This window comes from Streptomyces sp. NBC_00569 (assembly GCF_036345255.1).
In the GTDB taxonomy this organism is placed as follows: domain Bacteria; phylum Actinomycetota; class Actinomycetes; order Streptomycetales; family Streptomycetaceae; genus Streptomyces.
Window position 1 is genome coordinate 6,111,064 of sequence record NZ_CP107783.1, and the last position, 26,772, is coordinate 6,137,835.

Consider the following 26,772-nt stretch of genomic DNA (forward strand, 5'->3'; position numbering starts at 1 on the left):
ATGCATTTCGGGGGCGCGGGGAACTGCGCGACCAGCCCCCACCGGCCCGCAGACGCGTCGCGTGCGGAGATGGACGAAGGGGCCGCCCGGGAAGACCGGGCGGCCCCTTCATGCTGCGTCAGCGCGTGGCCTAGCCCAGCGCCTTGCCCGGCAGCTCCACCTTCGCGCCGAGCTCGACGAGTTTCTCCATGAAGTTCTCGTAGCCGCGGTTGATCAGGTCGATGCCGTGGACGCGGCTCGTGCCCTGGGCGGCCAGGGCGGCGATCAGGTACGAGAAGCCGCCGCGCAGGTCGGGGATGACCAGGTCGGCGCCCTGGAGCTTCGTCGGGCCCGACACGACCGCGGAGTGCAGGAAGTTGCGCTGGCCGAAGCGGCAGTCCGAACCGCCCAGGCACTCGCGGTAGAGCTGGATGTGCGCGCCCATCTGGTTCAGCGCGGACGTGAAGCCGAGACGGGACTCGTAGACCGTCTCGTGGACGATGGACAGGCCCGAGGCCTGCGTCAGCGCCACGACGAGCGGCTGCTGCCAGTCGGTCTGGAAGCCCGGGTGGACGTCCGTCTCCAGGGCGATCGACTTCAGCGAGCCGCCCGGGTGCCAGAAGCGGATGCCCTCGTCGTCGATCTCGAAGGCGCCGCCGACCTTGCGGTACGTGTTGAGGAACGTCATCATCGAGCGCTGCTGGGCGCCGCGGACGTAGATGTTGCCCTCGGTCGCCAGGGCGGCCGACGCCCACGACGCGGCCTCCAGGCGGTCCGAGAGGGCGCGGTGCGTGTAGCCGCCCAGCTTGTCGACACCCGTGACCCGGATGGTCCGGTCGGTGTCCATGGCGATGATCGCGCCCATCTTCTGCAGAACGCAGATGAGGTCCTCGATCTCGGGCTCCACGGCCGCGTTCGAGAGCTCGGTCACACCCTCGGCCAGCACGGCCGTCAGGAGGACCTGCTCGGTCGCGCCGACCGACGGGTAGGGCAGCCGGATCTTCGTGCCGCGCAGCCGCTGCGGGGCCTCCAGGTACTGACCGTCCGCCCGCTTCTCGATGGTCGCGCCGAACTGGCGGAGCACCTCGAAGTGGAAGTCGATCGGCCGGCCGCCGATGTCACAGCCGCCGAGGCCCGGGATGAACGCGTGGCCGAGCCGGTGCAGGAGCGGCCCGCACAGCAGGATCGGAATGCGCGAGGAGCCCGCGTGCGCGTCGATGTCGGCGACGTTGGCGCTCTCCACGTGCGACGGGTCCATGATCAGCTCGCCGGGTTCCTCACCCGGGCGGACCGTCACGCCGTGCAGCTGGAGGAGGCCGCGAACGACCCTGACGTCCCGGATGTCCGGGACGTTGCGCAGTCGGCTCGGCTCGCTGCCGAGGAGCGCGGCCACCATGGCCTTGGGCACGAGGTTCTTCGCGCCGCGGACACGGATCTCGCCCTCCAGCGGGGTTCCGCCGTGGACAAGCAGTACATCGTCGGTGACGGTCATGAATCTCGCGTTCCGATGAGATGGACAGGACAGATGGGCAGGACCGCAGGGCGGAGCCGTCGGGCGAGGCCTTTCGGGCCGGGCCGCTGGGCGGGCCAAGGCCTAAGCGTAAGGGCCGCCTACCCCCCTTCCGTAAGCCCAAGTGCGCCGGGGGGACGTCATGACTTCGCTACAACACGAAATGTCGCTAAACGGGCGCGGAGGGTCACCCTCCGGGGGCGGTTCACGGCGCGTGCCCCGGGCGCGTGAGGCGTCTCTGAGCTGGGCGCACCCGGGAAGGGTCATTGACTCCCCGCTCGGCGGCAAGATGCGAGATCATGTCTGGCATGACCGAGGTGTCCTCGCTCACAGGGCGGCTGCTCGTGGCCACACCCGCCCTCACGGACCCGAACTTCGACCGGGCGGTCGTGCTGCTCCTCGACCACGACGAGGAGGGCTCGCTCGGCGTCGTCCTCAACCGGCCCACGCCGGTCGGGGTGGGCGACATCCTGGAGGGGTGGGGCGAGCTCGCCGGCGATCCGGGTGTCGTCTTCCAGGGCGGCCCGGTCTCGCTCGACTCGGCGCTCGGCGTCGCGGTGATCCCCGGCGACGAGGGGCCCCTCGGCTGGCGCCGCGTCCACGGCGCGATCGGCCTGGTCGACCTGGAGGCCCCTCCCGAGCTGCTCGCCTCCGCGCTCGGATCCCTGCGGATCTTCGCCGGGTACGCGGGCTGGGGCCCGCGCCAGCTGGAGTCCGAGCTGACCGACGGCGCCTGGTACGTCGTCGAGTCGGAGCCGGGCGACGTCTCGTCGACGGACCCCGAGGGCCTGTGGCGCGCGGTGCTGCGCCGCCAGCGCAGCGACCTGGCGATGGTGGCGACGTACCCGGACGATCCGTCGCTCAACTGAGGCCTTGGCCCGGTGCCGTGATCGGCGGGAACCGGGGGTGCGGGCCCTTCGTTCCGAGGCCGCTGCCCCTTCCCCCGGCGCTTAAGTACCCTTGGCCTTTATGAGCACTCTTGAGCCCGAGCGCGGGACAGGTACGGGGACCCTCGTAGAGCCGACGCCGCAGACATCGCACGGTGACGGCGACCACGAGCGCTACGCCCACTATGTCCAGAAGGACAAGATCATGGCGAGCGCCCTCGAGGGGACGCCGGTCGTCGCGCTCTGCGGCAAGGTCTGGGTGCCGGGCCGGGACCCGAAGAAGTACCCGGTGTGTCCCATGTGCAAGGAGATCTACGAGTCCATGGGCGCCGGCGGCGACAAGGACAAGGGCGGCAAGGACAAGAAGTAGCCGCGAGAGGCAGCGGGCGAGAAGTGGTGGCCCGCGCCGCCGCGGAAGGTTCCTGAGTCAGCTGCGAAAGGCCCCCGAGGTGCGCATCTGTCGTGCCATGGGGGCCTTTGTGCTGCCTCCGCAACCGTTGCGCTCAGTGGTCTGGACCTCCTAGCCTCCTCAGTGTTGTGCACAGCAAAACCGCCATTGCGTATGTTGCAACGACACTTCGGAGGCTGCCCCCATGAAGCTCCCCGTCCGAATGGCCGTGCCCCTGGCCGCACTTGCCCTCGCCGCCGCCTGCGCCCCCGGGACCTCGGACAACGGCTCCGCCGGGGACGACAAGAGCGGGACCCTGCGCGTCTGGCTCTTCCAGGAGGTCAACAACCAGCCGAAGCAGAAGGTCGTCGACGAGGCCGTCGCCGCCTTCGAGAAGTCCCACAAGGGCGCCGACGTCAAGGTCGAGTACATACCCGTCGAGACCCGCGCCGAGAAGATCAAGGCCGCCTTCAACGACCCGAAGAGCGCCCCCGACGTCATCGAGTACGGCAACACCGACACCGCCGGATACGTCAAGGACGGCGGCCTCGCCGACGTGAGCAAGGAGTTCGGCGCCTGGGCCGAGGCCAAGGACACCGACCCGACGGCCGAGGAGTCCGTGACCGTCGACGGAAAGATCTACGGCGCCCCCTACTTCGTCGGCGTACGCGCCCTCTACTACCGCACCGACGTCTTCAGGGACCTCAAGCTCGACGTCCCTACGACACAGGCCCAACTCGCCGCCACGGCACGGAAGATCCACGAGAAGAGGCCGGACCTGTACGGACTCGCGGTCGGCGGCGCCTACACGTACGGCGCCATGCCCTTCATCTGGTCCCAGGGCGGAGAACTCGCCGAGAAGAAGGGCGGATCGTACGAGTCGGCCGTCGACAGCCCGGCCGCGCGCAAGGGCATCGAGGCGTACACGTCTCTTTTCGGCGGCGACAACTGTCCCGCCGCGAAGTGCGCGGGCATGGGCGGCAACGACACCGTCACCGCGTTCGCCTCCGGCAAGGCCGGCATGGCCATCGGCGGCGACTTCAGCCACCAGGCCATGGAGGACGGCAAGGTGAAGGGCAAGTACGCCGTCGTGCCGCTGCCCGGCGTGGACAAGGGCGACATCGCCCCCGCCTTCGCGGGCGGCAACAACATCGGCGTACTCAAGAGCACCTCGCACCGCACGCTCGCCGTTGACCTCATGAAGAGCCTCGCCTCGAAGAAGACGCAGGGCGAACTCTTCGACGCGATGGGCTTCCTGCCCACATACACGGACGTCCGCGAGAGTGTCGCGAAGAAGGAGCCCTTCGTCGCGCCCTTCATCAAGACCCTCGGCGCCGGCGCCAAGTTCGTGCCCGCCTCGCCCGCCTGGGGCCAGATCGACGCCTCACTCGTCCTGCCGTCCATGTTCCAGGAGATCGTCAGCGGGCGTAAGGACGTGGCGACGGCCTCGCGGGACGCGGCGAAGAAGATGGACACTGCCTTCCGCACCGCGGGCTGACCACGTGGCCACCACCACCGCCCGCCGCACCGGCGCCTGGACCCCCTGGCTCTATCTCGCCCCCGCCCTGCTCCTCCTCGGCGGGCTCCTCGTCTATCCCGTCTACCAACTCGGCCTGATCTCGTTCCTCGAATACACCCAGGCCCAGGTCAGCGGCGGCGAGCCGACCACCTTCCAGGGACTCGGGAACTACGCGACCCTCTTCGCCGACGAGCAGTTCTGGCAGGTGCTGCTCGCCACGCTCCTGTTCGCCGCCGCGTGCGTCGTCTCCACCCTCGCCGTCGGCTGCGCCCTCGCCGTGCTGCTCACCCGCGTACGCGCGCTGCCCCGGCTCGCCCTCATGCTGGCCGCGCTCGGCGCCTGGGCGACCCCCGCCGTGACCGGCTCCACGGTCTGGATGTTCCTCTTCGACCCGGACTTCGGACCGGTCAACCGGGTGTTCGGGCTCGGCGACTTCTCGTGGACGTACGGCCGTTACAGCGCCTTCGCGCTGGTCCTGCTCGAAGTGGTGTGGTGCTCCTTCCCGTTCGTGATGGTCACCGTGTACGCGGGCATCAGGGCCGTCCCGGCGGAGGTCGTCGAGGCGGCGGCGCTCGACGGGGCCTCGCAGTGGCGGATCTGGCGCTCGGTGCTCGCACCGATGCTGCGGCCGATCCTCCTCGTCGTCACCGTCCAGTCGGTCATCTGGGACTTCAAGGTGTTCACCCAGATCTACGTCATGACGAACGGCGGCGGCATCGCGGGCCAGAACCTGGTACTCAACGTGTACGCGTACCAAAAGGCCTTCGCGTCCAGCCAGTACAGCCTCGGCTCGGCGATCGGCGTCGTCATGCTGCTGATCCTGCTCGCCGTCACGCTCGGCTACCTGCGGATCCTGCGCCGCAGAGGGGAGGAGCTGTGAATCCGGTACGGGCGAGGGTGCGGAGGCCGTGGCGCCTCGCCGCCGAGGCGTCGGCCCTCCTGATCGCCCTCGTCGTCGCCTTCCCCCTCTACTGGATGGTGCTCGGCGCCCTCAAACCGGCCGGCGAGATCGAGTCGACCGAGCCGAGACCTTGGACGCTCGCCCCCTCCCTCGACTCCTTCCGGCGCGTCTTCCAACAGGAGGAATTCGGCCGGTACTTCCTCAACAGCCTGATCGTCGCGGGCACCGTCGTCGTGGTCTCCGCCCTCGTCGCATTCCTCGCGGCGACCGCGGTGACAAGGTTCCGGTTCAGGTTCCGCACGACGCTTCTCATCATGTTCCTGGTCGCGCAGATGGTGCCCGTCGAGGCCCTCACCATTCCGCTCTTCTTCCTCATGCGGGATTTCGGGCAGCTCAACACACTCGGTTCACTGATCCTGCCCCACCTGGCGTTCTCCCTGCCGTTCGCCGTGTGGATGCTCCGGGGCTTTGTGAAGGCCGTCCCTGAAGCGCTTGAGGAAGCCGCGTACATCGACGGGGCGAGCCGCACCCGGTTCCTCTGGCAGATCCTTTTCCCGCTGGTCTTTCCCGGCCTCGTGGCGACCAGCGTCTTCTCGTTCATCTCCACCTGGAACGACTTCCTGTTCGCGAAGTCCTTCATCATCAGCGACACCTCACAGTCGACCCTGCCCATGGCCCTGCTCGTCTTCTTCAAGCCCGACGAGAACGACTGGGGCGGCATCATGGCGGCGTCGACGGTAATGACCATTCCGGTACTGGTCTTCTTCGTACTCGTACAGCGGCGCCTGGTGTCCGGGCTCGGCGGCGCGGTTAAGGACTGACGTCAGTGACTTCGGCAGATCTCATTCCCGCACCCCGCCGGACGGCGCCCGGTGACGGGCTCCACGAACTCGGCGACGCCACCACCGTCGACGCCGGCGCGGGCACCGAGGGCGTCGCCCGCTGGCTGCGCTCGGCCGTCGGAGCGGCCACGGGCCTCGGCCTGCACCCCGCCGGCACCGGCGCTGACCTGCGCGACGGTGAAACCCGTATAGAGCTGCGCATCGACCCGGAACTCGGCCCGGAGGCCTACCGGATGACCGTCGACCGGCGGACCGTCCGTATCGAAGGAGGCGGCGCGGCCGGCGTCTTCTGGGGCGCCCAGACCTTCCGTCAGCTCCTCGGCCCCGACGCGTTCCGGCGCGCACCCCTCGAACCGGGCCGCAGGTGGACCGTCCCCACCGGCACCGTCGAGGACGCCCCCCGCTTCGCCTGGCGCGGCCTGATGCTCGACGTGGCACGCCACTTCATGCCCAAGGACGGGGTCCTGCGCTATCTCGACCTGCTCGCCGCGCACAAACTGAACGTCTTCCACTTCCACCTCACCGACGACCAGGGATGGCGCGTCGAGATCAAGCGCCACCCCAGGCTCACGGAGCAGGGCGCCTGGCGCGCACGCACGAAATTCGGCCACCGCGCCTCACCTCTGTGGGACGACCGTCCGCACGGCGGCTTCTACACGCAGGACGACATCCGGGAGATCGTCGCGTACGCCGCCGAACGGCATATCCGTGTCGTCCCCGAGATCGATGTCCCCGGCCACTCCCAGGCGGCCATCGCGGCCTATCCGGAACTCGGCAACACGGACGTCGTCGACACCGCCTCCCTCACCGTCTGGGACAACTGGGGAGTAACCCCGAACGTACTCGCGCCGACCGACCACACGCTGCGCTTCTACGAGGGCGTATTCGAGGAACTCCTCGGCCTCTTCCCCGCCGACGTCTCGCCGTTCATTCACATCGGCGGCGACGAGTGCCCCAAGGACCAGTGGAAGCAGTCGCCCACCGCGCAGGCCCGGATCGCCGAACTCGGCCTGAAGGACGAGGACGAGCTCCAGTCCTGGTTCATCCGGCACTTCGACACCTGGCTCACCGAACGCGGCCGCCGCCTCATCGGCTGGGACGAGATCCTGGAGGGCGGCCTCGCCCCCGGCGCCGCCGTGTCGTCCTGGCGCGGCTACCAGGGCGGCATCACCGCAGCCCGAGCCGGACACGACGTCGTCATGTGCCCCGAGCAGCAGGTGTACCTGGACCACCGTCAGGCGCCGGGCGACGACGAGCCGATGCCCATCGGATACGTGCGCACGCTGGAGGACGTCTACCGTTTCGAGCCCGTCCCCCCGCAGCTCACCGAGGAGGAGGCGCGGCACGTCCTGGGCACCCAGGCCAACGTGTGGACCGAGGTGATGGAGAGCCAGGCCCGCGTCGACTACCAGGTGTTCCCGCGCCTGGCCGCCTTCGCCGAGGTCGCCTGGAGCGCCCTGCCCGCACCCGCCGAGCGCGACTACGCGGACTTCCGGCGCCGAATGACCGCCCACTACGGCCGCCTCGACGCCCTCGGCGTCGGCTACCGCCCGCCCACGGGACCCCTTCCGTGGCAGCAGCGACCGGGTGTGCTCGGACGCCCGATCGAGGGGGCGCCCCCGAACGTGTGAGACGCCCGCCGTACGCGTGCCCCGGGGCTTCGGCCCTGGGACCGTGGGACCGCACGAAAAGCCTTACAAAAATCACCGAAGAGTGGCAATGCGCACTGACCGGTGACCAGGGGCGAAATCGATCTATCTCCCTGGTCCTCGGGGCGAAAGCCTCCTAGCGGACCCCCTCGCCGGGCCCCCGGGAAGATGTGCCAGAGTTGCCACGTCCGGCCTGTCAGCACGTACCGTACGGCGGAACAGGCGTAACGGCGCGAACGACGGTTCACATGCCGGAGCCGCCGGGCGAAGTGCCGGACATCGGGAAGGGGCAGCCGGTTTGACCACGCACGCAACGCAGGCCGTGACGCTCCCGGGCTCGCTCGACGAGGCCGTGGCAGCACTCGCCGCCATGCCCGCCGCGGTCCCGGTCGCGGGCGGCACCGATCTGATGGCCTCGGTCAACGCCGGACTGCTGCGCCCCGCCGCCCTGGTCGGCCTCGGCCGCATCAGCGAGATCCGCGGCTGGCAGTACCAGGACGGTCACGCTCTGCTCGGAGCCGGCCTCACCCACGCCCGCATCGGACGCCCCGACTTCGCCGCCCTGATCCCCGCGCTCGCGGCCGCGGCCCGCGCCGCCGGACCGCCCCAGATCCGTAACGCGGGCACCCTCGGCGGCAACATCGCGTCCGCCGCCGCGACCGGCGACACGCTGCCCGTCCTGGCCGCCCTCGAAGCCACGCTCATCATCGCGGGCCCCGGCGGCGCGCGGCGTGAGGTCCCCGTCTCCCACCTGCTCGCGGGCATGGAGATGCTCAGCCCCGGCGAACTCGTCGGCTTCGTGCGCGTGCCGCTCCTGCACGCCCCGCAGACCTTCCTCAAGGCCACCGGCCGTACCGGCCCCGGACGCGCACTCGCGTCCGTCGCGCTCGTCCTCGACCCCGCGAGGCGCGGCGTGCGGTGTGCGGTCGGCGCTGTCGCGCCCATGCCGCTGCGGCCCCTGGAGGCCGAGCAGTGGGTGGCCTCGCTCATCGACTGGGACGGCGAGCGGATGCTCGTGCCCGAGGCGCTGACCGCGTTCGGCGAGTACGTCGCCGCGGCCTGCATCCCCGACGCCGCCCCGGCCCCGGACGGCACCCAGGAACAGCTGCCGCCCGCCGTACTGCACCTGCGGCGCACGGTCGCCGCGCTGGCCCGACGTGCACTTGGGAGGGCGCTGTCGTGACTGACGAGCACAACCACGGTGGCCACGGCGGCCACCAGGGCGGCGGCTGGGAGCCGCTGCCCCAGGGGGACTACGACGCGGACGCCACCGCCTTCGTGCAGCTCCCCGAGGGTGGCCTGCCCGACGTGCCGCTGGCCGCGCCGGGACACGGTTACGTACCGCCGCAGATCACCATCGCGCCCGGCGGCCCCGCGGCCACGGACCCGGCGGCGACGGGCGTGTGGGTGCTGCCGCCCGACGTGACGGGCGCGCAGGCGGCCACGGGCGCGGCGACCGGCGAGGTGCACTGGCCCGAACCTGCCGAACACGCCGAACGCGCCGAACCGGCCGCTCCGGAGGCGATGCCTGCGTACGGCCACGGGGCCGGAGCGACCGGGCAGTGGAACTTCTCGGACGTCGAGCACCAGGCGTCGCCCGCCCACGACCATGCCGTGGCCGAGCCGGCGGGGCAGCCGGGACAGACCGGGCAGTGGTCGATTCCGGTCATCGCCGAAGGGGATCTTCCGGACGAGTCGGGCGAGTTCACCACATCGTCCATCGCCGCGCAGTGGGGCCGGACGCCTCCGGCGACGCTGCCGGGGGGCGCGGTGGCGCCCTGGGCGGCGGAGGAGTGGGCGCGGGAGCCTTCACGCGGAGTTCAGGAGGGCGAGTTCGAGCCCGATCCCGAGTTCGAGCCCGAAGTCGCGCCGGAGCAGGCGCAGGGGAACGTAAGCGGCATACACGCCGTACATGGTGAACACGGCGAACACGGCGAACACGGCGAACCCGAGCTGGTCGGGACGGCGGACGGCGAGGCGCACGCCTTCGCGGACGTGGCCGCCGAGTCGGCGGAGGAGCCGGTGCGTATGCCGGCGGCCGAGGCTTCGGAGTTCGCGGAGATCCCCGAGGGCCCGGAGACCTCTGAGGCTCCTGAGGCCACCGAGGCCCCCGACGTCACCGAAGCCCCCGCTCCTGAGGACGCCGCCTCCGAGGACGCCGCCCCCGAGGAGCCCGCCCCCGACGCCGTGGTCGTGCCCCTCCACGACGATCACCCCCTCGCCTCCTACGTCCTGCGGGTCAACGGCACCGACCGTCCCGTCACCGGCGCCTGGATCGGCGAGTCCCTGCTCTACGTCCTGCGCGAGCGCCTCGGCCTCGCCGGGGCCAAGGACGGCTGCTCGCAGGGCGAGTGCGGTGCCTGCAACGTGCAGGTCGACGGCCGCCTCGTGGCCTCCTGCCTCGTGCCCGGCGCCACCGCCGCCGGCAGCGAAGTACGCACCGTGGAGGGCCTGGCCGCCGACGGGCAGCCCTCCGACGTGCAGCGCGCCCTCGCCGGCCGCTGCGCCGTTCAGTGCGGATTCTGCGTGCCCGGCATGGCGATGACCGTGCACGACCTCCTCGAGGGCAACCCGGCCCCCACCGAACTGGAGACCCGGCAGGCGCTGTGCGGCAACCTGTGCCGCTGCTCCGGCTACCGCGGGATCCTGGACGCCGTGCAGCAGGTCGTCACCGAACGCGAGGCGACGGCGACGGGCGCGACCACCGCGACGGACCCGACGGGCCCCACCGCCTCCGCGGGTGACGCCGGGGGCGAGGCCCGCATCCCGCACCAGGCGGGACCCAGCGCGACCGAAGGTATTCAGGACGGAGGCCTGGCGTGAGTGACGAAGCAACAGCCACCGCGCCCGCGGCCCCCGTGGCCGAGCCACTGCCGCACGGTCTCGGGGCCTCCCTGCCGCCCGCCGAGGCGCGCGCCAAGACGGAGGGCACCTTCCCTTACGCCGCCGACCTGTGGGCCGAGGGCCTGCTGTGGGCGGCCGTCCTGCGCTCCCCGCACCCGCACGCGCGCATCCTCTCCATCGACACCACCCACGCGCGCGAGATGCCCGGCGTACGCGCCGTCATCACGCACGAGGACGTCCCTGGAGCACCCCTCCCCGGCCACCGTGCCGCGGACCGCCCGGTGTTCGCCTCCGACGTCGTACGCCACCACGGCGAGGCCATCGCGGCCGTCGCCGCCGACCACCCGGACACCGCGCGCATGGCCGCGGCGGCCGTCATCGTCGAGTACGACGTGCTCGAACCGGTCACCGACCCCGAGCAGTCCTTCGCCGCCGAGCCCCTGCACCCCGACGGCAACCTGATCCGCCACATCCCCCTGCGCCACGGCGACCAGGACGCGGTCGGCGAAATCGTTGTCGAGGGCCAGTACCGCATCGGCCGCCAGGACCCGGCCCCCATCGGTGCCGAGGCCGGCCTCGCCGTCCCGCGGCCCGACGGGGGAGTGGAGCTCTACATCGCCTCCACCGACCCGCACGGCGACCGCGACCTCGCCGCCGCCCGCTACGGCCTCGAACCCGAGCGCGTGAAGGTCGTGGTCACGGGCGTGCCCGGGGCGACCGGTGACCGCGAGGACCAGAGCTTCCAACTCCCGCTCGGCCTGCTCGCGTTGAGGACCGGCTGCCCGGTCAAGCTCACCGCTACGCGCGAGGAGTCCTTCCTCGGCCACGCCCACCGCCACCCCACCCTCCTGCGCTACCGCCACCACGCGGACGCCGAGGGCAAGCTGGTCAAGGTCGAGGCGCAGATCCTCCTCGACGCGGGCGCGTACGCCGACACGTCCTCGGAGGCGCTCGCCGCCGCCGTCTCCTTCGCCTGCGGCCCGTACGTCGTCCCGCACGCCTTCATCGAGGGCTGGGCGGTACGCACCAACAACCCGCCCTCCGGCCACGTACGCGGAGAAGGCGCCCTCCAGGTCTGCGCCGCGTACGAGGCACAGATGGACAAGCTGGCGAAGAAACTCGGCATCGACCCGGCGGAGCTGCGTCTGCGCAACGCCCTGGCGACGGGCGACGTGCTCCCGACCGGGCAGACGGTGACGTGCCCGGCGCCGGTCGCCGAACTGCTGGGCGCGGTACGGGACTTCCCGTTGCCGGAGCTTCCCAGGGACACCCCCGAGGACGAGTGGCTGCTGCCCGGCGGCCCCGAGGGCGCGGGCGAACCGGGTGCGGTGCGCCGCGGCGTCGGCTACGGCATCGGCATGGTGCACATGCTCGGCGCGGAAGGCACCGACGAGGTGTCGACGGCGACGGTGAAGGTCCACGACGGCGTGGCGACGGTCATCTGCGCTGCCGTGGAAACCGGCCAGGGCTTTACTACTTTGGCGAGGCAGATCGTCCAGGACACCCTCGGCATCGACGAGGTCCAGGTCGCCCCGGTCGACACGGACCAGCCACCGGCCGGCCCCGGCTGCCGCGGCCGCCACACGTGGGTGTCCGGCGGAGCGGTCGAACGCGCCGCGAAAATGGTCCGCACCCAGCTTCTCCAGCCCCTGGCGCACAAGTTCGGCATGTCCACGGAGCTGCTCCAGATCGCCGACGGCAAGATCACGTCGTACGACGGAGTCCTGTCGACGACGGTCACCGAGGCGATGGACGGCAAGGAACTGTGGGCCACGGCCCAGTGCCGCCCGCACCCCACCGAACCCCTCGACGCCGACGGCCAGGGCGACGCCTTCGTGGGCCTCGCGTTCTGCGCGATCCGCGCGGTGGTCGACGTGGACATCGAACTCGGATCCGTACGGGTCGTGGAACTCGCGGTAGCCCAGGACGTGGGCAGGGTGTTGAACCCGGCTCAGCTGGCGGCCCGTATCGAGGCGGGCGTCACGCAGGGCGTGGGCGCGGCCCTCACGGAGAACCTCCGCACCCCGCGCGGCCTGGTCCGCCACCCCGACTTCACGGGCTACGCGCTCCCGACGTCCCTGGACGCCCCCGACATCCGCATCGTCAAACTGGTCGAGGAACGGGACGTGGTGGCCCCCTTCGGAGCGAAGGCGGCGAGCGCGGTCCCGGTGGTCGCGTCCCCGGCGGCAGTGGCCTCAGCGGTCCGCGCCGCGACGGGCCGCCCGGTCAACCGCCTCCCGATCCGGCCGCAGGCGGCGGTGGTCACGACGCCGGTGGCGTCGGCCATGGCGACGTCAACGGAGTGACTCCGTCGGTGTGTTGGGGGTAGAGCGGTCGTGGCATCAACGAGATGAGGCCGCAAGCGCGCCCCGCCCGTTGCGACTTGTGACGTGTCGTGTCGTTGTGTGACGTGTTGTTGATGGACTCGGCACCGGGCCGCGTGTGAACTGACAGTGCGCATGGCTAGAGTTGTTGTCGAGACTTCGTAGGCGAGGGTGCCGGCCGATGGACCTTCGGCGGGCAACGCGACGGGACGAGCGGTCCGGACGACGCCGGCGTCGCCGCTCGACGAGCGGTCTGTACGGGACACGGGGACGCGGGGAACGGGGAGGACGCGATGGCAGAGGCGGCGGACAATGGCGGTGGCGGCAGCGACGGCTCGCCGTGGGCCTTCTTCGGCGTACTCGGAGCGGTGGGGGCTGCGCAGGCGGCGGTGGGGGACATCGTCACCGAGCTGGAGTCGTTCACGAAGTTCCAGCAGCGGGTTGATGAGCTGATCAAGGATCTGAAGGGGTCGCCGGCGGATTCGAAGAAGCTGGGGCAAGAGCCTTTGGCCCGCGCCCAGTTCGGTGGCGGGGCGGACGGGTTCAAAGAAGCGGCTGGCCTCCACACGTCGTACCAGACGGTGATAGCGGAGCTCGAGACCCTGTCGCAGTTGCTCTCCGACTCCATCGAGGGCATGGGGATCGCTGTTCTGAAGTCGCACAAGGGCTACGCGAACATCGATGACGACATCAAGGACCGGATGCGCGCAATCAGCGCGGAGGCCACAAAACACTACGGCGGCCCCTACGTTCCTGACCATCCCAAGAAGGACAACGGCGACAAGGAATCAGGCAGCCGCAGCAGCGGTACGACCGAGTCTGTGGACGGCGCTTCGGGCGGAGGGGTCTAAATGGCAGAGGCACCGATCGACGGCGGCAGCGTCGGGGGCACGCAGTTCGCGAGCATGAGCCACGAGCAGATGCTGGCGTGGCTGGACCAGGCGAACAGCGGTGATGTCCAGGACGCCGCCGGCAGGCTTACGGCGGCAGCCAAGGAGATTCACAAGATTGCGGACGAACTCAAGGTCCGTCCGCAATGGGTGAAGTGGAAGGGAGAGGGCGCGGACTCCTTCCGGTCGTGGGCGGGCGACTTGGCCAACGCGACGCTCGGGCTCGGCGATTACAGCGAAGGTGCCGCCAAGTGGATGGGCGAGGCTGCCAACGCGATCTCCACCGCCCAGGCCACCATTCCGCGTGACAAGCACAGCGCCCAGGCCAATCTGGACGCGGCGCATGCGGCGCACAACGACCCTGACGCCCAGTCGGTAGCTTCGAAGTCGTCGAGTGAACTCGCGGCAATCGCGGCCGACAAGGAAAAGGTGCGGCTCGAGGCGGCCGGGCACATGGAGAAGCTTGGTCAGGCGTTTTCTTTGTCTTCGGGTCAGATGGATCAACTGACGGCAACGAAGCCTAAGTTTCCGCCGCCGCCGGAGGCGTTTGTGCCTGCGGCTCACAAGTCCATCGATACTAGTCAGGATGTAGCAGCGCCTGGAGGGGGCGCAGGTTCGGGAAGCACCCCGGGTGTCGCTTCTGGCGCAGGTGCGACGGCCGCTGGGCATGCCGCTTCCGCTGGGTTCGCTCCAGTCGCTGAGCATGAACAGATCCAGCCTGCGGACCCGGTGAAGCCAGAGGTCCCGACGCGGATGGGCGTCGACTCCGTCGACACGCTTCCTCCCGTGCAGACTCCTCCGCAGACAACAGGCCAAGCACCGGTAAGCACGCCCCCGAGCGGTCCTACTGCTCCTACTCCCGGCGTGATCCCTCCGGTCTTCGGTGGAGGAGGGGTAAAGCCCATCGGAAACCCCGGGGGCAGGCCACCGCTGGCAGGTCGCAGCGGCACATCGCCCTTCGCCAACGGCCGTGGGTCAGTGACACCGAGTCCTCAGCCGGCGACGGGTGCCACAGGTCGCCCGAACACCGGCATGCCGGGCCAGAGTGCCACGGGCCGGGCCACGGGAGCGGCTCAAGGGCGTCTGCCCGCGAACAATGGGGTATCCGGCGGGCGTCCCCAGCCGGCAACGGGCAAGCCCACGAAGGGAATTCCCCGGGGCACGGTGATGGGTGGCGAAGGCAACGCGGCTGGCCGTGGCACGACTGGAAGCCGTGGCCTGACAAACCAAGGACCGGGTTCGAGGCCGGGACAGACGGCTGGACGGCCCGGTGTGAGCGGCGAGAGCCCGCGTGGTGCTGCTTCAGAGCGGCGAGCCGCTGGGATCACCGGCGAGAAGGGCGGCATCGTCGGAGGCCGACCGCAGCAGCAGGGAGGCCGTCCGAATACCCGTGCCTTCAGCACCGGTGGCTCGGGACTGGTACGCGGCCAGGGCAGCGTAGGCGGAGGTTCCCCCGAAGACACGCACCGCGCGAGCCAGGCGGGCCGCAATGCTGCGGTGCCCAACGGCTCAAGCCCTGTCGGACGCCGCGATGAGGCGCGAGGGGTGCGCCCCGACTACCTCACTGAGGACGAGCAGACCTGGCAGCCGGAGAGCAGCCGTAATGTGCCCCCGGTTGTCGACGACGCACCCAGGAACAACGAGAGGTAACGCATGCCCACCAGCAGCACTCGTCACAGGCGCCGCGGCGCAGCAGCTTCGGTGTTCCTAGGCTTGCTGCTGGTGGGTACGGCAACAGCCCCGGCTCAAGCGGACTCCATCCGGTCTCAGCAGTGGTATCTCGATGCCATGCAGGCGAACGGCATGTGGAAGACCAGCACGGGCAAGGGGGTCACGGTCGCCGTCATCGACACGGGGGTGGACCGTAACAACCCGGATCTGCAAGGCAGGATCCTCACCGGCAAGGATCTCGCGCCGGCCAGTCAGTCGGGAGATGAGTACACCGACTACGAGGGCCACGGCACCGGGATGGCTGCACTGATCGCTGGGACAGGTGTTTACGGAGGTGGACAGGGCTCTCTCGGCTTGTCGCCGGGTGCGAAGATCCTTCCGATTCGTCTGCCGGACGCCATGGAGGCGTCTAGTGAGGCCGACTCGAGCGCCGAGTTCCTCGATGCGCTGGTCAAGGGAATCCGGTACGCGGCTGACGAAGGCGCGAAGGTCATCAATATTTCTCAGGCGCAGGCGCAAGGCTCGCCTCAGCTTTCGGCAGCTGTCGACTACGCCCTGAAGAAGGGTTCGTTGATCTTTGCTGGAACTGGCAACAGTGGAAACAAGGCCAATACGCTCGAATACCCTGCGGCCACGCCAGGCGTAGTGGGCGTTGGCGCAATCGGCAAGGACTTGCATCGGACGTCCGAGTCGACCTATGGCTCGCAGGTCGATATCTCCGCCCCAGGCGATGAAATGGTTCACGCCTGTGGTGGCAAGACCGGCTTCTGCAAGACCCACGGCACCAGTGACGCGACGGCCCTCGCCTCGGCCAGCGCGGCTCTAATCTGGTCCAAGCACCCTGACTGGACCAACAATCAGGTACTCCGGGTCATGCTCAACACCATCGGCGGCCCCACGGACGGCGCCAAGCGCAACGATGCAATCGGCTATGGAATTGTCCGCCCCCGCATCGCCCTGAAGACCCCGGGCGACCCCGGCCCGGCCAACAAGTACCCGCTCCCGGACTACCCCGTAGCAGCGTCCAAGTCGCCGTCGGCCAAGCCTTCCAAGGGAACGGGTGCCCAGGCCCCGGACGACAGCTCCGCAGCTCCGGCTGCCGCATCCAACGGCGACGACAGCAACACCCCGCTCTGGTTCGGCATCGGCGTAGGCGCGCTGGTCGTGGCAGGCGCGGCGGTCGCGGTTGCAATGAACCGCAGCCGGCGTCGCGCGGCGGCCTCGCCGACGCCCTACCCTCCGGCCCAGCAGCCCTACCAGGGACAGCCATACGGGGCACAGCAGGTCACGAATCCGCAGCCGTACGCGCCTCCGTCGAGTGACAGCCAGTACAACGTCAACAACCCTGGTATTCCAAGCAACCCAAGCAACCCTGGAAGAGGTTACTGACGGACGCTCGTGGGACATCCCGTACAGTCCTGAACGGCGCCCAGTGATCACGCTTCGAAGTGCGACAAGAGGCACTCGCATGCCCGCCAAGGGCATCCGGCACCGGATCGCTGTCTAGGCCCTTTAGTGTCTGCTGCTGACGGGCATGGCAGCCAGGTTCGCCGCCGCGGAGTCCACCCGTGACGAGCAGTGGTTCCTCACAGCCATGAAGGCTGAGGGCATGTGGCGCATCAGCCGGACGACGCGGACTCCGTCGCGCCGACTGCCGCAGCAAATGGCGACGACGACAGCAACACCCTCCTGCGGATCGGCATTGGTATGGGCGCCGAAGTGGTGATCGCTGCGGGCGCCGCCATCGGGGTCCACCCGCAGCCGCAGGTGCCGCGTCATGTGCGTACCCGTACGCCCCTACCCCGCCCCCGGGCAGCCGCAGTGCCAGCCGTACGGCGCTCCGCAGAACTACCCCGTGAGTCACGACCCGAAATCGCCGCACAGCGGCGGCCCGCAGGGGCCCGGGGTCGTCTGCGTGGCGATGATGTCGGCGTATCGAGGACCCGCAGCTGCTTTCTCTGCGGTCTTTGGTGTGCGGAAGGACGGGGCGCCGGCCCCATGTCGAGCAGCACGCGCGCCGTGGGCCTAGATCAGAGCTTGAAGACGCCTCGCCACGTCCACTCAGCGTCGAGAGCCTTGCTCTGCAAGGGGTCTGTCATCTCCCGAGTATCGAATCAGAATGTTTCGGCCGTGTGCCGTTTGCCATCGGGGCCGCGTTCGAATTCCCATTGTCGATACACCGCGGGTGCGTGGCCACGCCCGTACTGTCCGTTGGCACTGTCAGGGGGACGGTTCTCCCACCGTTCGTGGAGGAATCGCACCTCTTGTTTCTCAGGGATTAGGCGCATCCTGGTCTTGAGCCTCACACCCACCCTCCGGACATGGCGCTCAGCGACCAGATCGGCCTTCTCGGCAGGGAGAGCGTTGCGCACGCGGTACGCCACATCTGCCCCGTTGAGTGCGAGCAGCACGGCCCGGACCTGTGAGGCAGATAGTGGGGCGACGTCGCAGACAGGGTATTTGGTGCCGGTCAGCTTGTTCCAAAGGCAACCCATGCTATGCCCCCGTTCCGGTGTCCGGGCGAAACATTTGAACCGTGGGAACGAAGGATTTGAAGTCTCCCAGGACGGCGCCGTGTTGGTCGGTAAGTGGTAGTGGTGGCGGTGTATCAGCGGTCCGAGAGTTTGGGTGGAATGTTGCACCTGGCCTTCTTGTGCGCGTACGAGGCCGCGCTCTCTACCAGGTCGATCAGCCCAGCACGCGTTGACGTGTCACCCGGTCGGCCAAGCTCGACGGTGAGGCTGATGTTGTATTGCGGGCTCTGGTTTTTCCTCTCTGAAATGCAGGGGAGGAAGATTGCTGCGAAGTTACCGGAAGCAGCTGCCTTGTCGCCGGCGGTGAAGGGGGTGAGTGATCCAACGGAGTTATTGTTTATGGCTGTCGTCTTTACCCACTTCAGCCAGCCTTTTGCGGATTCCGCAGGCATCGACCTGCTTCTTGCCGCCAGCAGGGGGCTCTCGCTCTCCCCGGTCACCAGGCATGAAGCACCGTAGTCGAGGGCTGACGTATTGGAGCCGCCAGTAACGGTGTCATCGAATGAATATGACGGCCTCTGGGGCAAGATTTTCTTCAGGGCGGGAATTGCGCTTGAAGGAGATCCTAGCGATGGGCAGGCGTCGGTTGCCTTGATTTCTCCTGCTTTTTCGCTGAAGGGGGGAACCTTGAAGGCGTAAGCGATCGCCACGAGGATGAGCACCAGGGAAACCCCTGTAACGGTCAGAGCTTTGGGGCGGGTGAGATTCAACGCCTAGTCTTCCTCTTCGAGTTCCTTGGCTTTACCTTCGCCGTCGATATAGTCGTCCACATTCCTTCCGGCGTCACTGAATCCGGATTGTGAATCCGTGCCGACCGATGCCTCGATCAAGGGGTAGCGATGACCAGAATTCTCTCCGGCCTTCCGTGCTGCCTCTTCGACCATGGCGTAAGTGGAGTGCTTTGTGTCCTCGACGTGCGTTCCATTCCGGTAGATGACCTCGCCAGAGCTGTCCTGCATGGAGCCGTCGGTGATAGAGCTGATGATTTCGCTGGCTGCTGTTCCGGCCAGCCCGGCTGTTGCGATACCCCCGGGTCCGAGCATCGGTGCCGTCCCGATCCCGATGCCGACCCCGACAATGCTGCCACCCCAGGTTCCTGCGCTTTCGATGGCCGCGTTGTACTCCTTATCCTTTGCGCCACCTTCTAGTTCGCCCTCGAACGCGCGACCTCCGCCGATCAGCCCTTCAATTGTTCCAGCAGTCCGTGCGATGCCGCTGATACCCTTCTGGAGCCGTTGGTCCTGATCGAAGTGAGAGTCGGCGGCGTAAAGGTCAGGGTTCTGGAAGTGGTGCTGCATCAGTTGCGTCGTATAGCTGGCCTGCCCCAGGTTCACTGCCGCATAGCCCTCAGGGTTACGGCCTACGGTGTAGAGGAACCTAGTAATGTCCTTTTCCTTGAGCTCTGCAGTGCTGCCTGCATTGGGGAACAGCTGCCTTTCGCCGACATCTCCGGCATGCAGGCCGCGATGGATGTCCGGCATGAATTCGGCAGAAATCTGCCCCATGCTGTCCGACATGTAGCCATTCTTGCTGAGGCGTTCAGGGTTTTCGGAAACGGAGGCGAAGATACTCTCTACGAGTTTTGCCTGACCTGCGGAGTGCACAGGCGTGTCCTTTGTGGGGAACTCACCCGCAGGGTGGCCTGTTGTCGCTGCCTCCAACGCCAGTGCCAGGTTGTTCTTCCCGGTATTGAGAGAGTCGCCATCGGAGCCGGTCTCCTGCGGCCACTCCCGTTCCTCGAACAGGTACTGGAAGTTAGACAGAGGGACCTTGCCCTTGTAGCCGTTGCCGTCCGTGTCGCGCTCGAAGGGGGAGTCCTCCTTCGAGACGTACTCTTCGCTGAAGAAATCTGTCGCTGCGTGAGGGCTGTTGGATAGCCCTTTCAGGTAACCCGTGAGTGGATCTGACCCGCTGTCATCGCCGATCCGGTTGAGCGTTTGAGTGGCGGCCGTGTGCTGCCATGCCGTGTTGTCGTGTTCGCCGTTTCCGGTGAGTTTGCGCTCGGTGGCCATGAGCTTGGTGCCGTATTCCTTCATGAACTGGTCGTCGTAGTCGCCAGTGCGCATCAGGTTGCTCATGACTTGGAAGCCCATGGGGCCGCCTCGGTCGCCATGGATGGGCTTGTCGCCGAGATCGATGACACTACGCCGCCAGTTGTCCATCGCGTTCGAGTCGCTCTGGGAGGCGTGGGCGAGAGTCATGCCCAAGTTGCGCTGCAGGTCGTCGAATTGGTTGAGGCGATCGCGGCCGATTTCCCAGTTCACGCCGGGGTCGTTGATGCCGGCCCAGAACTCCATGGTCTTCTGTGGGCCGAGCACCGTGGCGAACCACTCTGAGAACAGTTCGTCGTTCTTGTACTTCTTCAACCCGGCGTTGATCCGGTCGAAGTCCTTGACCGTAAGGTCCTCGGGATTCTTCCTGGCGATCTTGGCCAACTCTTCAGCCGCTTTGATGGCCGCCGCCGCTTCGTCCCGGTTCTTGTATTTCGCGTCGGAGAATCCAAGCTCGCTCTGATCGGCGATGGCCTTCAGTACCTTGCTGGCCGAACTGTCGCTCTCAGTCGCCTTGTCGAGGATCTTTTGAACCTCGTCCCGGAGCGCGGTGACCTCGCTCTGGTCAGGTTCGGGCGGCGTGTGTCCCTTCGCGGCGCGGACCGTGAACCCGCCGTCGCCGGTGGAGGTGACCGTCAGGTGCTTCTTCTGGCCCCGGCCGATGGCGTTCTTCAGATCCTCCTGGTACCCCTTCAGCTCACCTACAGTGTCGGCGAGGATGCTGTGGATCGTCTTGGCCTGTGTGTGAGCATCAGCGAACTCGCCGGCCGTCTTCCCGATGAACTCCTTGGTCACACGGGCGTTTATGCCGGCCCAGTTGGCCTTGTTGGCTGCTTTGTGCAGTCCGTCTTCAGCCTGGGTCTCCAGCTTCTCCAGGTTGCCGACAAGCAGGCCCCAGTCCTCCACGGTGTCATCCAGCAGCTTGAAGTTGGCGTGGTAGAGCGAGTCGAAGTCCATCAGGCTCAGTCGTCCTTCTTCTCGCTCGGCTTGCCGTAGTACGCGGGGTTCGGTTTCCCGGCCTTGCCCACGCGCTCGTCGAAGCCCTGGTCGAGCGTGTCGATGCTGCTCATCGTGCGGCGGATGTAGTCCTCGTCTCCGCCGTGGATGGACTGCGTCCTGTGGAGATGGTTCGAGATCTGTGCGCAGGCGTCCAGGAGTGAACCGAGCTGCTTTTCCCAGCGGTTCGATACGTGCTGAAGCCCTGATGCGAGGTCGAAACCTTGCTGCTTGAGGTTGCTCGCAGCCGAGTTGCTACTGGAGTTGGCCACCTTGCCTTCGCGGCCGAGGTGCTCGAAGAGGGAGTGCGCCTCCTTGCCGATCTTCTCCAGATCGGCGTTCTTGACCTTCAGGTCCCCGAACGTGCCGGGGCCTTCGGGGGCCACGTGATTGATCTGCATCTGTGTAGACCGCCGAGCCTCCGCGTCGGTCTTGAGTTGCTCCCACTCTTCCCATGCCATGCGTGACTACCTTCCCCCGTGTGCGTTGTGCGCCCTGTGCGGCTGGTTGCTTTCGCGACTGCCGGATGTGACGATCGCGATCAACCTAACAACGGAACGACCAAGATCACATTGTGCGATCGCGCTCTGGCGGGAACTGTGTGTGAGCGCGCGGGGTGTGGCGTGAGTGGTGTGTGGGGCAGGGGTAGCGGGGGAGCGTGTCCGTGGGGATGGTCCAGTCGGCGATTGTCACGGCCTGGAACCAGGGACGTGGCAGCCTGCCCGGTGGTAACCGTCACGTGTAGCGGGGGAGCCTCTCGGTGGAGATCGTCCAGTCCGCGATAGTCACGTCCTCGCCATAGACGAAGCCCTTGCGCGTTGCGTAACGCGGGCCCTCAGGGGTGGGGTGGATGTCCGTCAAGGGTCCGCCCGTACCCGTCCGGGGGTCGAAGATGACGTAGACCGGGATGCCCATCGCGGGGTAGTCCCGGATCTTGCCGACCCAGTCGTTCTCGGGGTTCGAGCGGGAGACGACCTCGACGGCGGCCAGCAGTGTGCGTGCGTCGAATGTGCCTTCGCTTTCCAGATCGGATTCGACGATGACCACGACATCGGGGTGGCGCATGATGCTTCCGGCTCGTCCTCCACGTCCGGTGTGCCGGTGTGGGCGACCAGGTCCGCGGGCAGCACCTTGTCCGGATGCGCAGCGCGGTCAGCTCGTGCGACTTCGCCGGCGACGTCATGTCGTGGACGATCCCCTCTTCAGTGATCTCGAACTTGCCGGGAAGGGTGTCGTCCATCGCCTGAACGAACTCCCTCATCGTCGGTAGGTGTGGCTTGCCGCGCGAGCGTGTCTGGGGGCGATGGTCATGTCGCTCGCCTCTCGTCGTTGCTGGCCGGGGGCGGGAGTCATGAGTTTCACGCTAGGCGGCCTCCTGCATGGCGTCTCGGCACGACCGGCACTTGCCCGGGGTCGGGGAGCGGAAGGCACGGTCGCAGCCGTCGCAGTTCTGGAGTGGGGCGCGGGTTGGGGCGGTGCGGTGGGGCGTTGCCGGGAGTGTTGGGCGGAGGGGAGGCGGCAGGAGGTTTGTGAGGCGGTGAGAGAGGAGGGCCGCGGGGTGGTGGATCTTCGTTTGCGGGAGCGCGGTCGTGAGGGTTCTGCGCACTGCGTCTGGGGTGATGCCCCTGTCCAGCCACTCCGTTACGGCCGGGGCGAGGCGGGTCACTTCGCGGGCCGGGAGGATGAGGCGGGGGTCGTCGCGGCGTAGGTCTGCCAGGAGTGACGAGGCTGGGTCGGAGAGGGTGGGGAGCGTTGAGCGCTCGGGGGCCGCATCCGGTGGCGTTGAGGGGGTGATTGACGGATGTGGGCGCGGGGGAGTGGTCGGAGTGCGGGGTTTCCGCGGGGGCTTTGGCGCTGAACTGCCATTCATGCCGATGGGTTGTTGTACGACGTCGTGTGCGTGAGTACTCGGCCTGACGGTAGGCGTTCGCGAGTTCGGGTCAGGTAGCCGTGTGCTTCGAGCTCGCGTAACGCCGCCGCGATGCGGACCTCGCCCTCCGGGAAGCGGGTCGCCAGTGTCTTGATCGTGGCGCTGGCTCCGGGTGGGAGTGACTGGATGTGGGCCGCCAAGCCGACGGCCGTTAGGGAGAGTTGGCGGTGCTGCACCAGGTGGTTGCCTACGACCGTGTAGCGGTCCGCGTGGCGGCGGTTGATGTGGCGGATACCGCCCGGGGGAACGTCCGCCGGAACCTGGGACTGGGCGCGCGGGGGCGCGTTAAGCTGCTGATCAGCCATCGGGAAGGGTTTCGCTTCCTGGGTGGTTAGGCCCTCGCCTTGGGATGCCAGTCCCTGCGGGGGCCGTTCTGTGTTTTGGGTTGTGTCGCTCTCGGCGAGCGTGGGGTGTGAACAGGGCCTAACGCAAGCCGAGTTGAGGGTGATCACCCTTGTGGGTGAGATGCGGCGGCAGGCCGGGGGTTTGGGGGTGGTTGGGGGAGGTTCTCTCCCTGGGGGCTTTATTTTTGATCGCGGGGGCGACCGGGTCCTGGGTCACCGCGTCGTGGAAACCTCGATGCGGTCGGGGCGGCTTCGATGCCCGCAATTCGGCCCATACCGTCTTGGTTGGAGGTGGGCCCAATCTCGTACCCCAGACCTCCGCCAGTGCCTCGACGAGGAGCAGGCCGTAGCCCGGCTCGCGCGGCATTGTGTCTCCGCGTGCGTCCGTCACCTCGATACACAGTGTGTCCGTCGGCGTGAGCGTGAGTGTCAGGCGGAAGTCTCTGCCGGGTACGCGGCCGTGGGTGATTGCGTTGTTCGCCAGTTCGGCCACCAGTAGCTCCGCCGTCTCGAACGGGCATGTCCAGTCGACGAGTTGCTGGACTGTCAGGCGGCGGGCGAGGCGGGCACCTCTGGGTGTTGCCGACAGGCGGATCGTGAAGGTGATTTCGGCGTCGTTCATGTCACTCAGCGTGGCCGGGCGTGCGTACTCTGGCCAGCGATGGCATCGGTACGTTCGGTGACTGTCCAGTCTTTGTACAGGGCTGTACTGGGTGTACCCGTGACCGGTGGGGGAGGGGGCGCGTGTGAGCGCGGAGCAGGTGGGACACGAGGAACACAGGGGACACGCAGGCGAGTCCGGGTGGGACGTTGATCCTGATGACGACGCAGGTGTCGCTGTCGTAGAAGCTGTGGGGAGGCAGCTCAAGTTGTGGCGCGAGGCCGCCGGTATGCGGCCCGCCGAGTTCGCGGCAGCCGTCGGGTACGGCGAGAATCTCGTCTACAAGATCGAGCGTGGGGCGCGGATCCCGCGGCCCGAGTTCCTGGACCGGGCTGACCAAGTCCTGGGCGCGGGCGGGAAGATCTCAGCGATGAAGCGGGATGTGGCTAGGTCCCGGTACCCGAAGAGGGTGCGGGAGCTTGCCAAGCTGGAGGCGCAAGCCGTCGAGATCGGGGCGTATGGCTGCCACAACCTGCACGGCCTGTTGCAGACCGAGGAATACGCGCGGCGGCGGCCGTCGTACTCGGAGGAAGAGGTCGAGCGGCTGGTGTGTGCCCGGGTGGACCGGCATTCGATCTTTGACAGGGCGCCGGCCCCTTCGCTCAGCTTCGTCCAGGAAGAGGTGACTCTGCGGCGGCCGATCGGAGGCAAGATGGTTCTACGCCGCCAGCTCGAACACCTCTTGAGGCTCGGACAGTTGCGCAATGTCGAGATCCAGGTGATGCCGACTGACCGTGACGATCACGCTGGGATGGGTGGAGACATGGAGGTGATGAAGTTCGGAGACGGTTCGGTTGTCGGGCGCTGCGAAGGAGAGTTCGGCAATCGTCCGCTCGCGGAGCCGAAGCATCTCCGGGTCATCGAACTCCGGTGTGGCATCATCCGGGCGCAGGCTCTCACCCCACGGGAGACTCTCGCCTTCATCGAGCAAGCTCTGGGAGAGACGTGATCAGCAAGTCCTCTGTCGGGGACAGCTCCGAACTGGTCTGGTTCAAGAGCAGCCACAGCGACAGCGGCAACAGCAACGAGTGTGTCGAGGTCGCTACGACTCCGTTGAGTGTCCTCGTTCGCGACTCCAAGGCCCCCCGGAAGATCAGCATTTCCGTCTCCCCTGCGGCCTGGTCCGCCTTCGTCGCTGCGTGGTGACTTCCGAAGTCGCTGTCGTAGTACTCAGGTCGGGAAGCGCGGAGTGGCACGGCTGTTCAGGAGCGGACGTAGTACTCGTCGAGCAGGCGCGTACGTATTGGTTCTCCAGGCGGGCCCCTAGGTCACAGTCGTGGTCCGGGGAGGTTTCGCCCTGGCGGCCCGAGCTCGCTGACGGCTTGCCGTGCGTGCTTTCGGTGCGGCCCGTGGTGAGGATTCCCCTGACGAAGCAGCCGTCGGACCTGTCGTCGGCGGCGTACGGGTAGTCGCCCCTAAGCGGGCCTCGCGCGGGGGGCGGTCGCCCAGTTGCCGCGTCCGGCCCATCTTGAACGTGATGTCGTCGGTGTAGTCGGCGTGGGCTTTCGCACCGCTCGTGGTCTGCAGGGCCGCTGCGCAGACAAGGCCGGCTGCGGTCATCACGATCTTCCGGCGGACGGTGCGTGTCGTGGTCGCACGACATGGAGGGGCTCTCCGCCTCGGTCGTGGCGCCACCGCTGCCGCGCGGCGTTGGCCGGCGCGACAGCGGTGGCGATATCCCCCGTTGTGTGAGCCTCAGGCCCGGTTCGGGTCTGAGGCTCACGGTCCCCCGTACACCTCGCACGACGCGCTAATGCTTTTCGCCGCGCATTAAGGTGGGGTCACGTTATCCGGAAGCCGGTCGGCAACACAACACGAAATCGGCAGGAATCAACCGAACCGCACGTGAAGATCTCGTGCCCACCGAATCGGCGTCTAGATTGACGTCGATGAGTGAGCGACCACAGCCCGGCTCGGCCCGCCCCGGCGGACGCACGGCCCGCACTCGCGCGGCTGTCCTCGCCGCCGCGCTGCACGAGCTCGACGAGGTCGGGTTCGCTGAGCTCACCCTGGACAGGCTCGCGGCGCGCTCCGGTGTGCACGTCTCGACGATCAGGCGCCGCTGGCGCAGCGTCGAGGGTGTCGTCGTCGATCTGATGGCCCAGCACAGCAAGACCATCGCCACGCCCGACTCCGGTGAGTTCCGCCAGGACCTGTACGAACTGGCCGAGGCCATCGCCGGATTCCACGCCCAGCCGCGCAGTCGCAACCTCGTCGAGGCGATGGTGGCGGCCGCCGCGTACGACCCGCACATTGCGGATCTTGTCCGTGGCGCTTTCGTCGCGCGCACCGAGGTCGTGACGCAGTTGGTGCGTCGCGCCGTCGAGCGAGGCGAGGTTCCTCCGGATACGGATGCGTACGAAGTCATCGCGGCGCTGAGCGCGCCCTTCTACTACCGGTTGCTCATCATGCGGGCGGACATCGATGAGCGGCTCGTCGATGCGAGCGTCGAGGCGGCGTACCGGGCGGCTTGTGGGGGCGTGTTCGGTGGGGGTGGGTGACCGGCTGACTTCGGCCGAACCGGTGTGGTCGCGCGACGGCGTCCTCAGGGCTCATCCATGGCCATGACCAGCGGAGACAAGTGTGTGACGGTCGCGCACCGGGCGTGCAGATCGAGCAAACGTCGGCCATCCGGGGGCCCGTGTCCGCCGTCGTGTACTTACTCTTGAGTAAGAGGGCCGCCCGGCTTCCCCCCGTGGCTGGGCGGCCCTCATTCCGCTTGAGGAAGCCCGGTGATCATCCAGTGGCCGCTCAGTGGACTTGCAATGGTCCAGGCCTATGGTGATGCGGCACTGCCGCGTCACGGGGGTGGCAGGAGTGGTCGGTAGGGCCCCGCATCCGAGCGGGGCCCT

The 26,772-nt window shown here is 68.0% G+C and carries 22 protein-coding genes and 1 pseudogene; 15 read left to right on the forward strand and 8 right to left on the reverse strand.

Going from position 1 to position 26,772, the window contains the following annotated elements:
- Positions 1 to 130: 130 nt before the first annotated feature.
- Complete coding sequence (gene murA / locus OHO83_RS27495) at positions 131 to 1,471, reverse strand: UDP-N-acetylglucosamine 1-carboxyvinyltransferase (RefSeq protein WP_100593927.1); 1,341 nt, start codon at positions 1,469 to 1,471, stop codon at positions 131 to 133.
- Between the two features lie 326 nt (positions 1,472 to 1,797).
- Here murA and OHO83_RS27500 point away from each other — a divergent pair, with 326 nt between their 5' ends.
- The 12 genes from OHO83_RS27500 (at position 1,798) to mycP (ending at position 16,793) form a co-directional block, all read left to right on the forward strand.
- Complete coding sequence (locus OHO83_RS27500; protein WP_266671061.1) at positions 1,798 to 2,358, forward strand: YqgE/AlgH family protein; 561 nt, start codon at positions 1,798 to 1,800, stop codon at positions 2,356 to 2,358.
- Between the two features lie 100 nt (positions 2,359 to 2,458).
- On the forward strand, positions 2,459 to 2,746 hold the full coding sequence (locus tag OHO83_RS27505; protein ID WP_100593929.1) for a DUF3039 domain-containing protein: 288 nt from the start codon (positions 2,459 to 2,461) through the stop codon (positions 2,744 to 2,746).
- Positions 2,747 to 2,969: 223 nt separating this feature from the next.
- Positions 2,970 to 4,262 (forward strand): extracellular solute-binding protein, encoded by a 1,293-nt coding sequence (locus tag OHO83_RS27510; protein WP_330279855.1) that lies wholly within the window; start codon positions 2,970 to 2,972, stop codon positions 4,260 to 4,262.
- A complete protein-coding gene (locus OHO83_RS27515) occupies positions 4,240 to 5,163 on the forward strand; it encodes a carbohydrate ABC transporter permease (protein ID WP_405603693.1) in 924 nt (307 codons plus the stop codon). The genes OHO83_RS27510 and OHO83_RS27515 overlap by 23 nt, the downstream gene beginning before the upstream one ends.
- Positions 5,160 to 6,005 (forward strand): carbohydrate ABC transporter permease, encoded by an 846-nt coding sequence (locus OHO83_RS27520; RefSeq protein ID WP_266671055.1) that lies wholly within the window; start codon positions 5,160 to 5,162, stop codon positions 6,003 to 6,005. The genes OHO83_RS27515 and OHO83_RS27520 overlap by 4 nt, the downstream gene beginning before the upstream one ends.
- A 5-nt stretch (positions 6,006 to 6,010) precedes the next feature.
- Complete coding sequence (locus OHO83_RS27525; protein ID WP_389563565.1) at positions 6,011 to 7,657, forward strand: beta-N-acetylhexosaminidase; 1,647 nt, start codon at positions 6,011 to 6,013, stop codon at positions 7,655 to 7,657.
- Between the two features lie 316 nt (positions 7,658 to 7,973).
- Positions 7,974 to 8,858 carry an FAD binding domain-containing protein gene (locus tag OHO83_RS27530; protein WP_266671053.1) on the forward strand — a complete coding sequence of 295 codons (885 nt, stop codon included), beginning with the start codon at positions 7,974 to 7,976 and terminating at the stop codon, positions 8,856 to 8,858.
- A complete protein-coding gene (locus OHO83_RS27535) occupies positions 8,855 to 10,498 on the forward strand; it encodes a 2Fe-2S iron-sulfur cluster-binding protein (protein WP_330279856.1) in 1,644 nt (547 codons plus the stop codon). The genes OHO83_RS27530 and OHO83_RS27535 overlap by 4 nt, the downstream gene beginning before the upstream one ends.
- Positions 10,495 to 12,825 carry a xanthine dehydrogenase family protein molybdopterin-binding subunit gene (locus OHO83_RS27540; protein WP_266671049.1) on the forward strand — a complete coding sequence of 777 codons (2,331 nt, stop codon included), beginning with the start codon at positions 10,495 to 10,497 and terminating at the stop codon, positions 12,823 to 12,825. Before OHO83_RS27535 ends, OHO83_RS27540 begins: the two co-directional genes overlap by 4 nt.
- Before the next feature lie 311 nt (positions 12,826 to 13,136).
- Complete coding sequence (locus tag OHO83_RS27545; protein ID WP_266671047.1) at positions 13,137 to 13,694, forward strand: hypothetical protein; 558 nt, start codon at positions 13,137 to 13,139, stop codon at positions 13,692 to 13,694.
- Complete coding sequence (locus tag OHO83_RS27550; RefSeq protein WP_266671045.1) at positions 13,695 to 15,383, forward strand: WXG100 family type VII secretion target; 1,689 nt, start codon at positions 13,695 to 13,697, stop codon at positions 15,381 to 15,383.
- A gap of 3 nt (positions 15,384 to 15,386) precedes the next feature.
- Positions 15,387 to 16,793, forward strand: a complete 1,407-nt coding sequence (gene mycP / locus OHO83_RS27555; protein WP_266671043.1) for a type VII secretion-associated serine protease mycosin — start codon at positions 15,387 to 15,389, stop codon at positions 16,791 to 16,793.
- Between the two features lie 123 nt (positions 16,794 to 16,916).
- Here the strand turns inward: mycP and OHO83_RS27560 are convergent, their stop codons facing one another.
- The 7 genes and pseudogenes from OHO83_RS27560 to OHO83_RS27590 all read right to left on the reverse strand — a co-directional run bounded on the left by OHO83_RS27560 (position 16,917) and on the right by OHO83_RS27590 (position 23,881).
- Positions 16,917 to 17,183 (reverse strand): hypothetical protein, encoded by a 267-nt coding sequence (locus OHO83_RS27560; protein WP_266671041.1) that lies wholly within the window; start codon positions 17,181 to 17,183, stop codon positions 16,917 to 16,919.
- Between the two features lie 829 nt (positions 17,184 to 18,012).
- The gene (locus OHO83_RS27565; RefSeq protein WP_266671039.1) at positions 18,013 to 18,648 is read right to left on the reverse strand and encodes a hypothetical protein; all 636 of its coding nucleotides are present in this window, start codon (positions 18,646 to 18,648) and stop codon (positions 18,013 to 18,015) included.
- 3 nt (positions 18,649 to 18,651) lie between these two features.
- Positions 18,652 to 20,946: a DUF6571 family protein gene (locus tag OHO83_RS27570; RefSeq protein ID WP_266671037.1), complete on the reverse strand. Its 2,295-nt coding sequence runs from the start codon at positions 20,944 to 20,946 to the stop codon at positions 18,652 to 18,654.
- Between the two features lie 5 nt (positions 20,947 to 20,951).
- Positions 20,952 to 21,446, reverse strand: a complete 495-nt coding sequence (locus tag OHO83_RS27575) for a hypothetical protein (protein WP_266671035.1) — start codon at positions 21,444 to 21,446, stop codon at positions 20,952 to 20,954.
- A 274-nt stretch (positions 21,447 to 21,720) separates the two neighbouring features.
- Positions 21,721 to 22,296: pseudogene (locus OHO83_RS27580) on the reverse strand (Uma2 family endonuclease).
- 555 nt (positions 22,297 to 22,851) lie between these two features.
- Positions 22,852 to 23,220: a hypothetical protein gene (locus OHO83_RS27585; RefSeq protein WP_330279857.1), complete on the reverse strand. Its 369-nt coding sequence runs from the start codon at positions 23,218 to 23,220 to the stop codon at positions 22,852 to 22,854.
- A 118-nt stretch (positions 23,221 to 23,338) separates the two neighbouring features.
- On the reverse strand, positions 23,339 to 23,881 hold the full coding sequence (locus OHO83_RS27590) for an ATP-binding protein (protein WP_330279858.1): 543 nt from the start codon (positions 23,879 to 23,881) through the stop codon (positions 23,339 to 23,341).
- 124 nt (positions 23,882 to 24,005) lie between these two features.
- Between OHO83_RS27590 and OHO83_RS27595 the strand changes: the two genes are divergently transcribed.
- The 3 genes from OHO83_RS27595 (at position 24,006) to OHO83_RS27605 (ending at position 26,421) form a co-directional block, all read left to right on the forward strand.
- On the forward strand, positions 24,006 to 24,869 hold the full coding sequence (locus OHO83_RS27595) for a helix-turn-helix domain-containing protein (RefSeq protein ID WP_266671031.1): 864 nt from the start codon (positions 24,006 to 24,008) through the stop codon (positions 24,867 to 24,869).
- Entirely contained in the window at positions 24,866 to 25,066 is a 201-nt protein-coding gene (locus tag OHO83_RS27600) for a DUF397 domain-containing protein (protein ID WP_266671029.1), read from the forward strand. Before OHO83_RS27595 ends, OHO83_RS27600 begins: the two co-directional genes overlap by 4 nt.
- A gap of 743 nt (positions 25,067 to 25,809) precedes the next feature.
- Entirely contained in the window at positions 25,810 to 26,421 is a 612-nt protein-coding gene (locus tag OHO83_RS27605) for a TetR/AcrR family transcriptional regulator C-terminal ligand-binding domain-containing protein (RefSeq protein ID WP_266671027.1), read from the forward strand.
- Positions 26,422 to 26,772: the final 351 nt, after the last annotated feature.

Coding starts and splice junctions, on each gene's coding strand:
- OHO83_RS27605 (WP_266671027.1), top strand. CDS start 25,810: ATGAGTGAGCGACCACAGCCCGGCTCGGCCCGCCCCGGCGGACGCACG.
- OHO83_RS27505 (WP_100593929.1), top strand. CDS start 2,459: ATGAGCACTCTTGAGCCCGAGCGCGGGACAGGTACGGGGACCCTCGTA.
- OHO83_RS27550 (WP_266671045.1), top strand. CDS start 13,695: ATGGCAGAGGCACCGATCGACGGCGGCAGCGTCGGGGGCACGCAGTTC.
- OHO83_RS27585 (WP_330279857.1), bottom strand. CDS start 23,220: ATGGCTGATCAGCAGCTTAACGCGCCCCCGCGCGCCCAGTCCCAGGTT.
- OHO83_RS27510 (WP_330279855.1), top strand. CDS start 2,970: ATGAAGCTCCCCGTCCGAATGGCCGTGCCCCTGGCCGCACTTGCCCTC.
- murA (WP_100593927.1), bottom strand. CDS start 1,471: ATGACCGTCACCGACGATGTACTGCTTGTCCACGGCGGAACCCCGCTG.
- OHO83_RS27560 (WP_266671041.1), bottom strand. CDS start 17,183: ATGACGCGGCACCTGCGGCTGCGGGTGGACCCCGATGGCGGCGCCCGC.
- OHO83_RS27500 (WP_266671061.1), top strand. CDS start 1,798: ATGACCGAGGTGTCCTCGCTCACAGGGCGGCTGCTCGTGGCCACACCC.
- mycP (WP_266671043.1), top strand. CDS start 15,387: ATGCCCACCAGCAGCACTCGTCACAGGCGCCGCGGCGCAGCAGCTTCG.
- OHO83_RS27545 (WP_266671047.1), top strand. CDS start 13,137: ATGGCAGAGGCGGCGGACAATGGCGGTGGCGGCAGCGACGGCTCGCCG.
- OHO83_RS27590 (WP_330279858.1), bottom strand. CDS start 23,881: ATGAACGACGCCGAAATCACCTTCACGATCCGCCTGTCGGCAACACCC.
- OHO83_RS27575 (WP_266671035.1), bottom strand. CDS start 21,446: ATGGCATGGGAAGAGTGGGAGCAACTCAAGACCGACGCGGAGGCTCGG.
- OHO83_RS27570 (WP_266671037.1), bottom strand. CDS start 20,946: ATGGACTTCGACTCGCTCTACCACGCCAACTTCAAGCTGCTGGATGAC.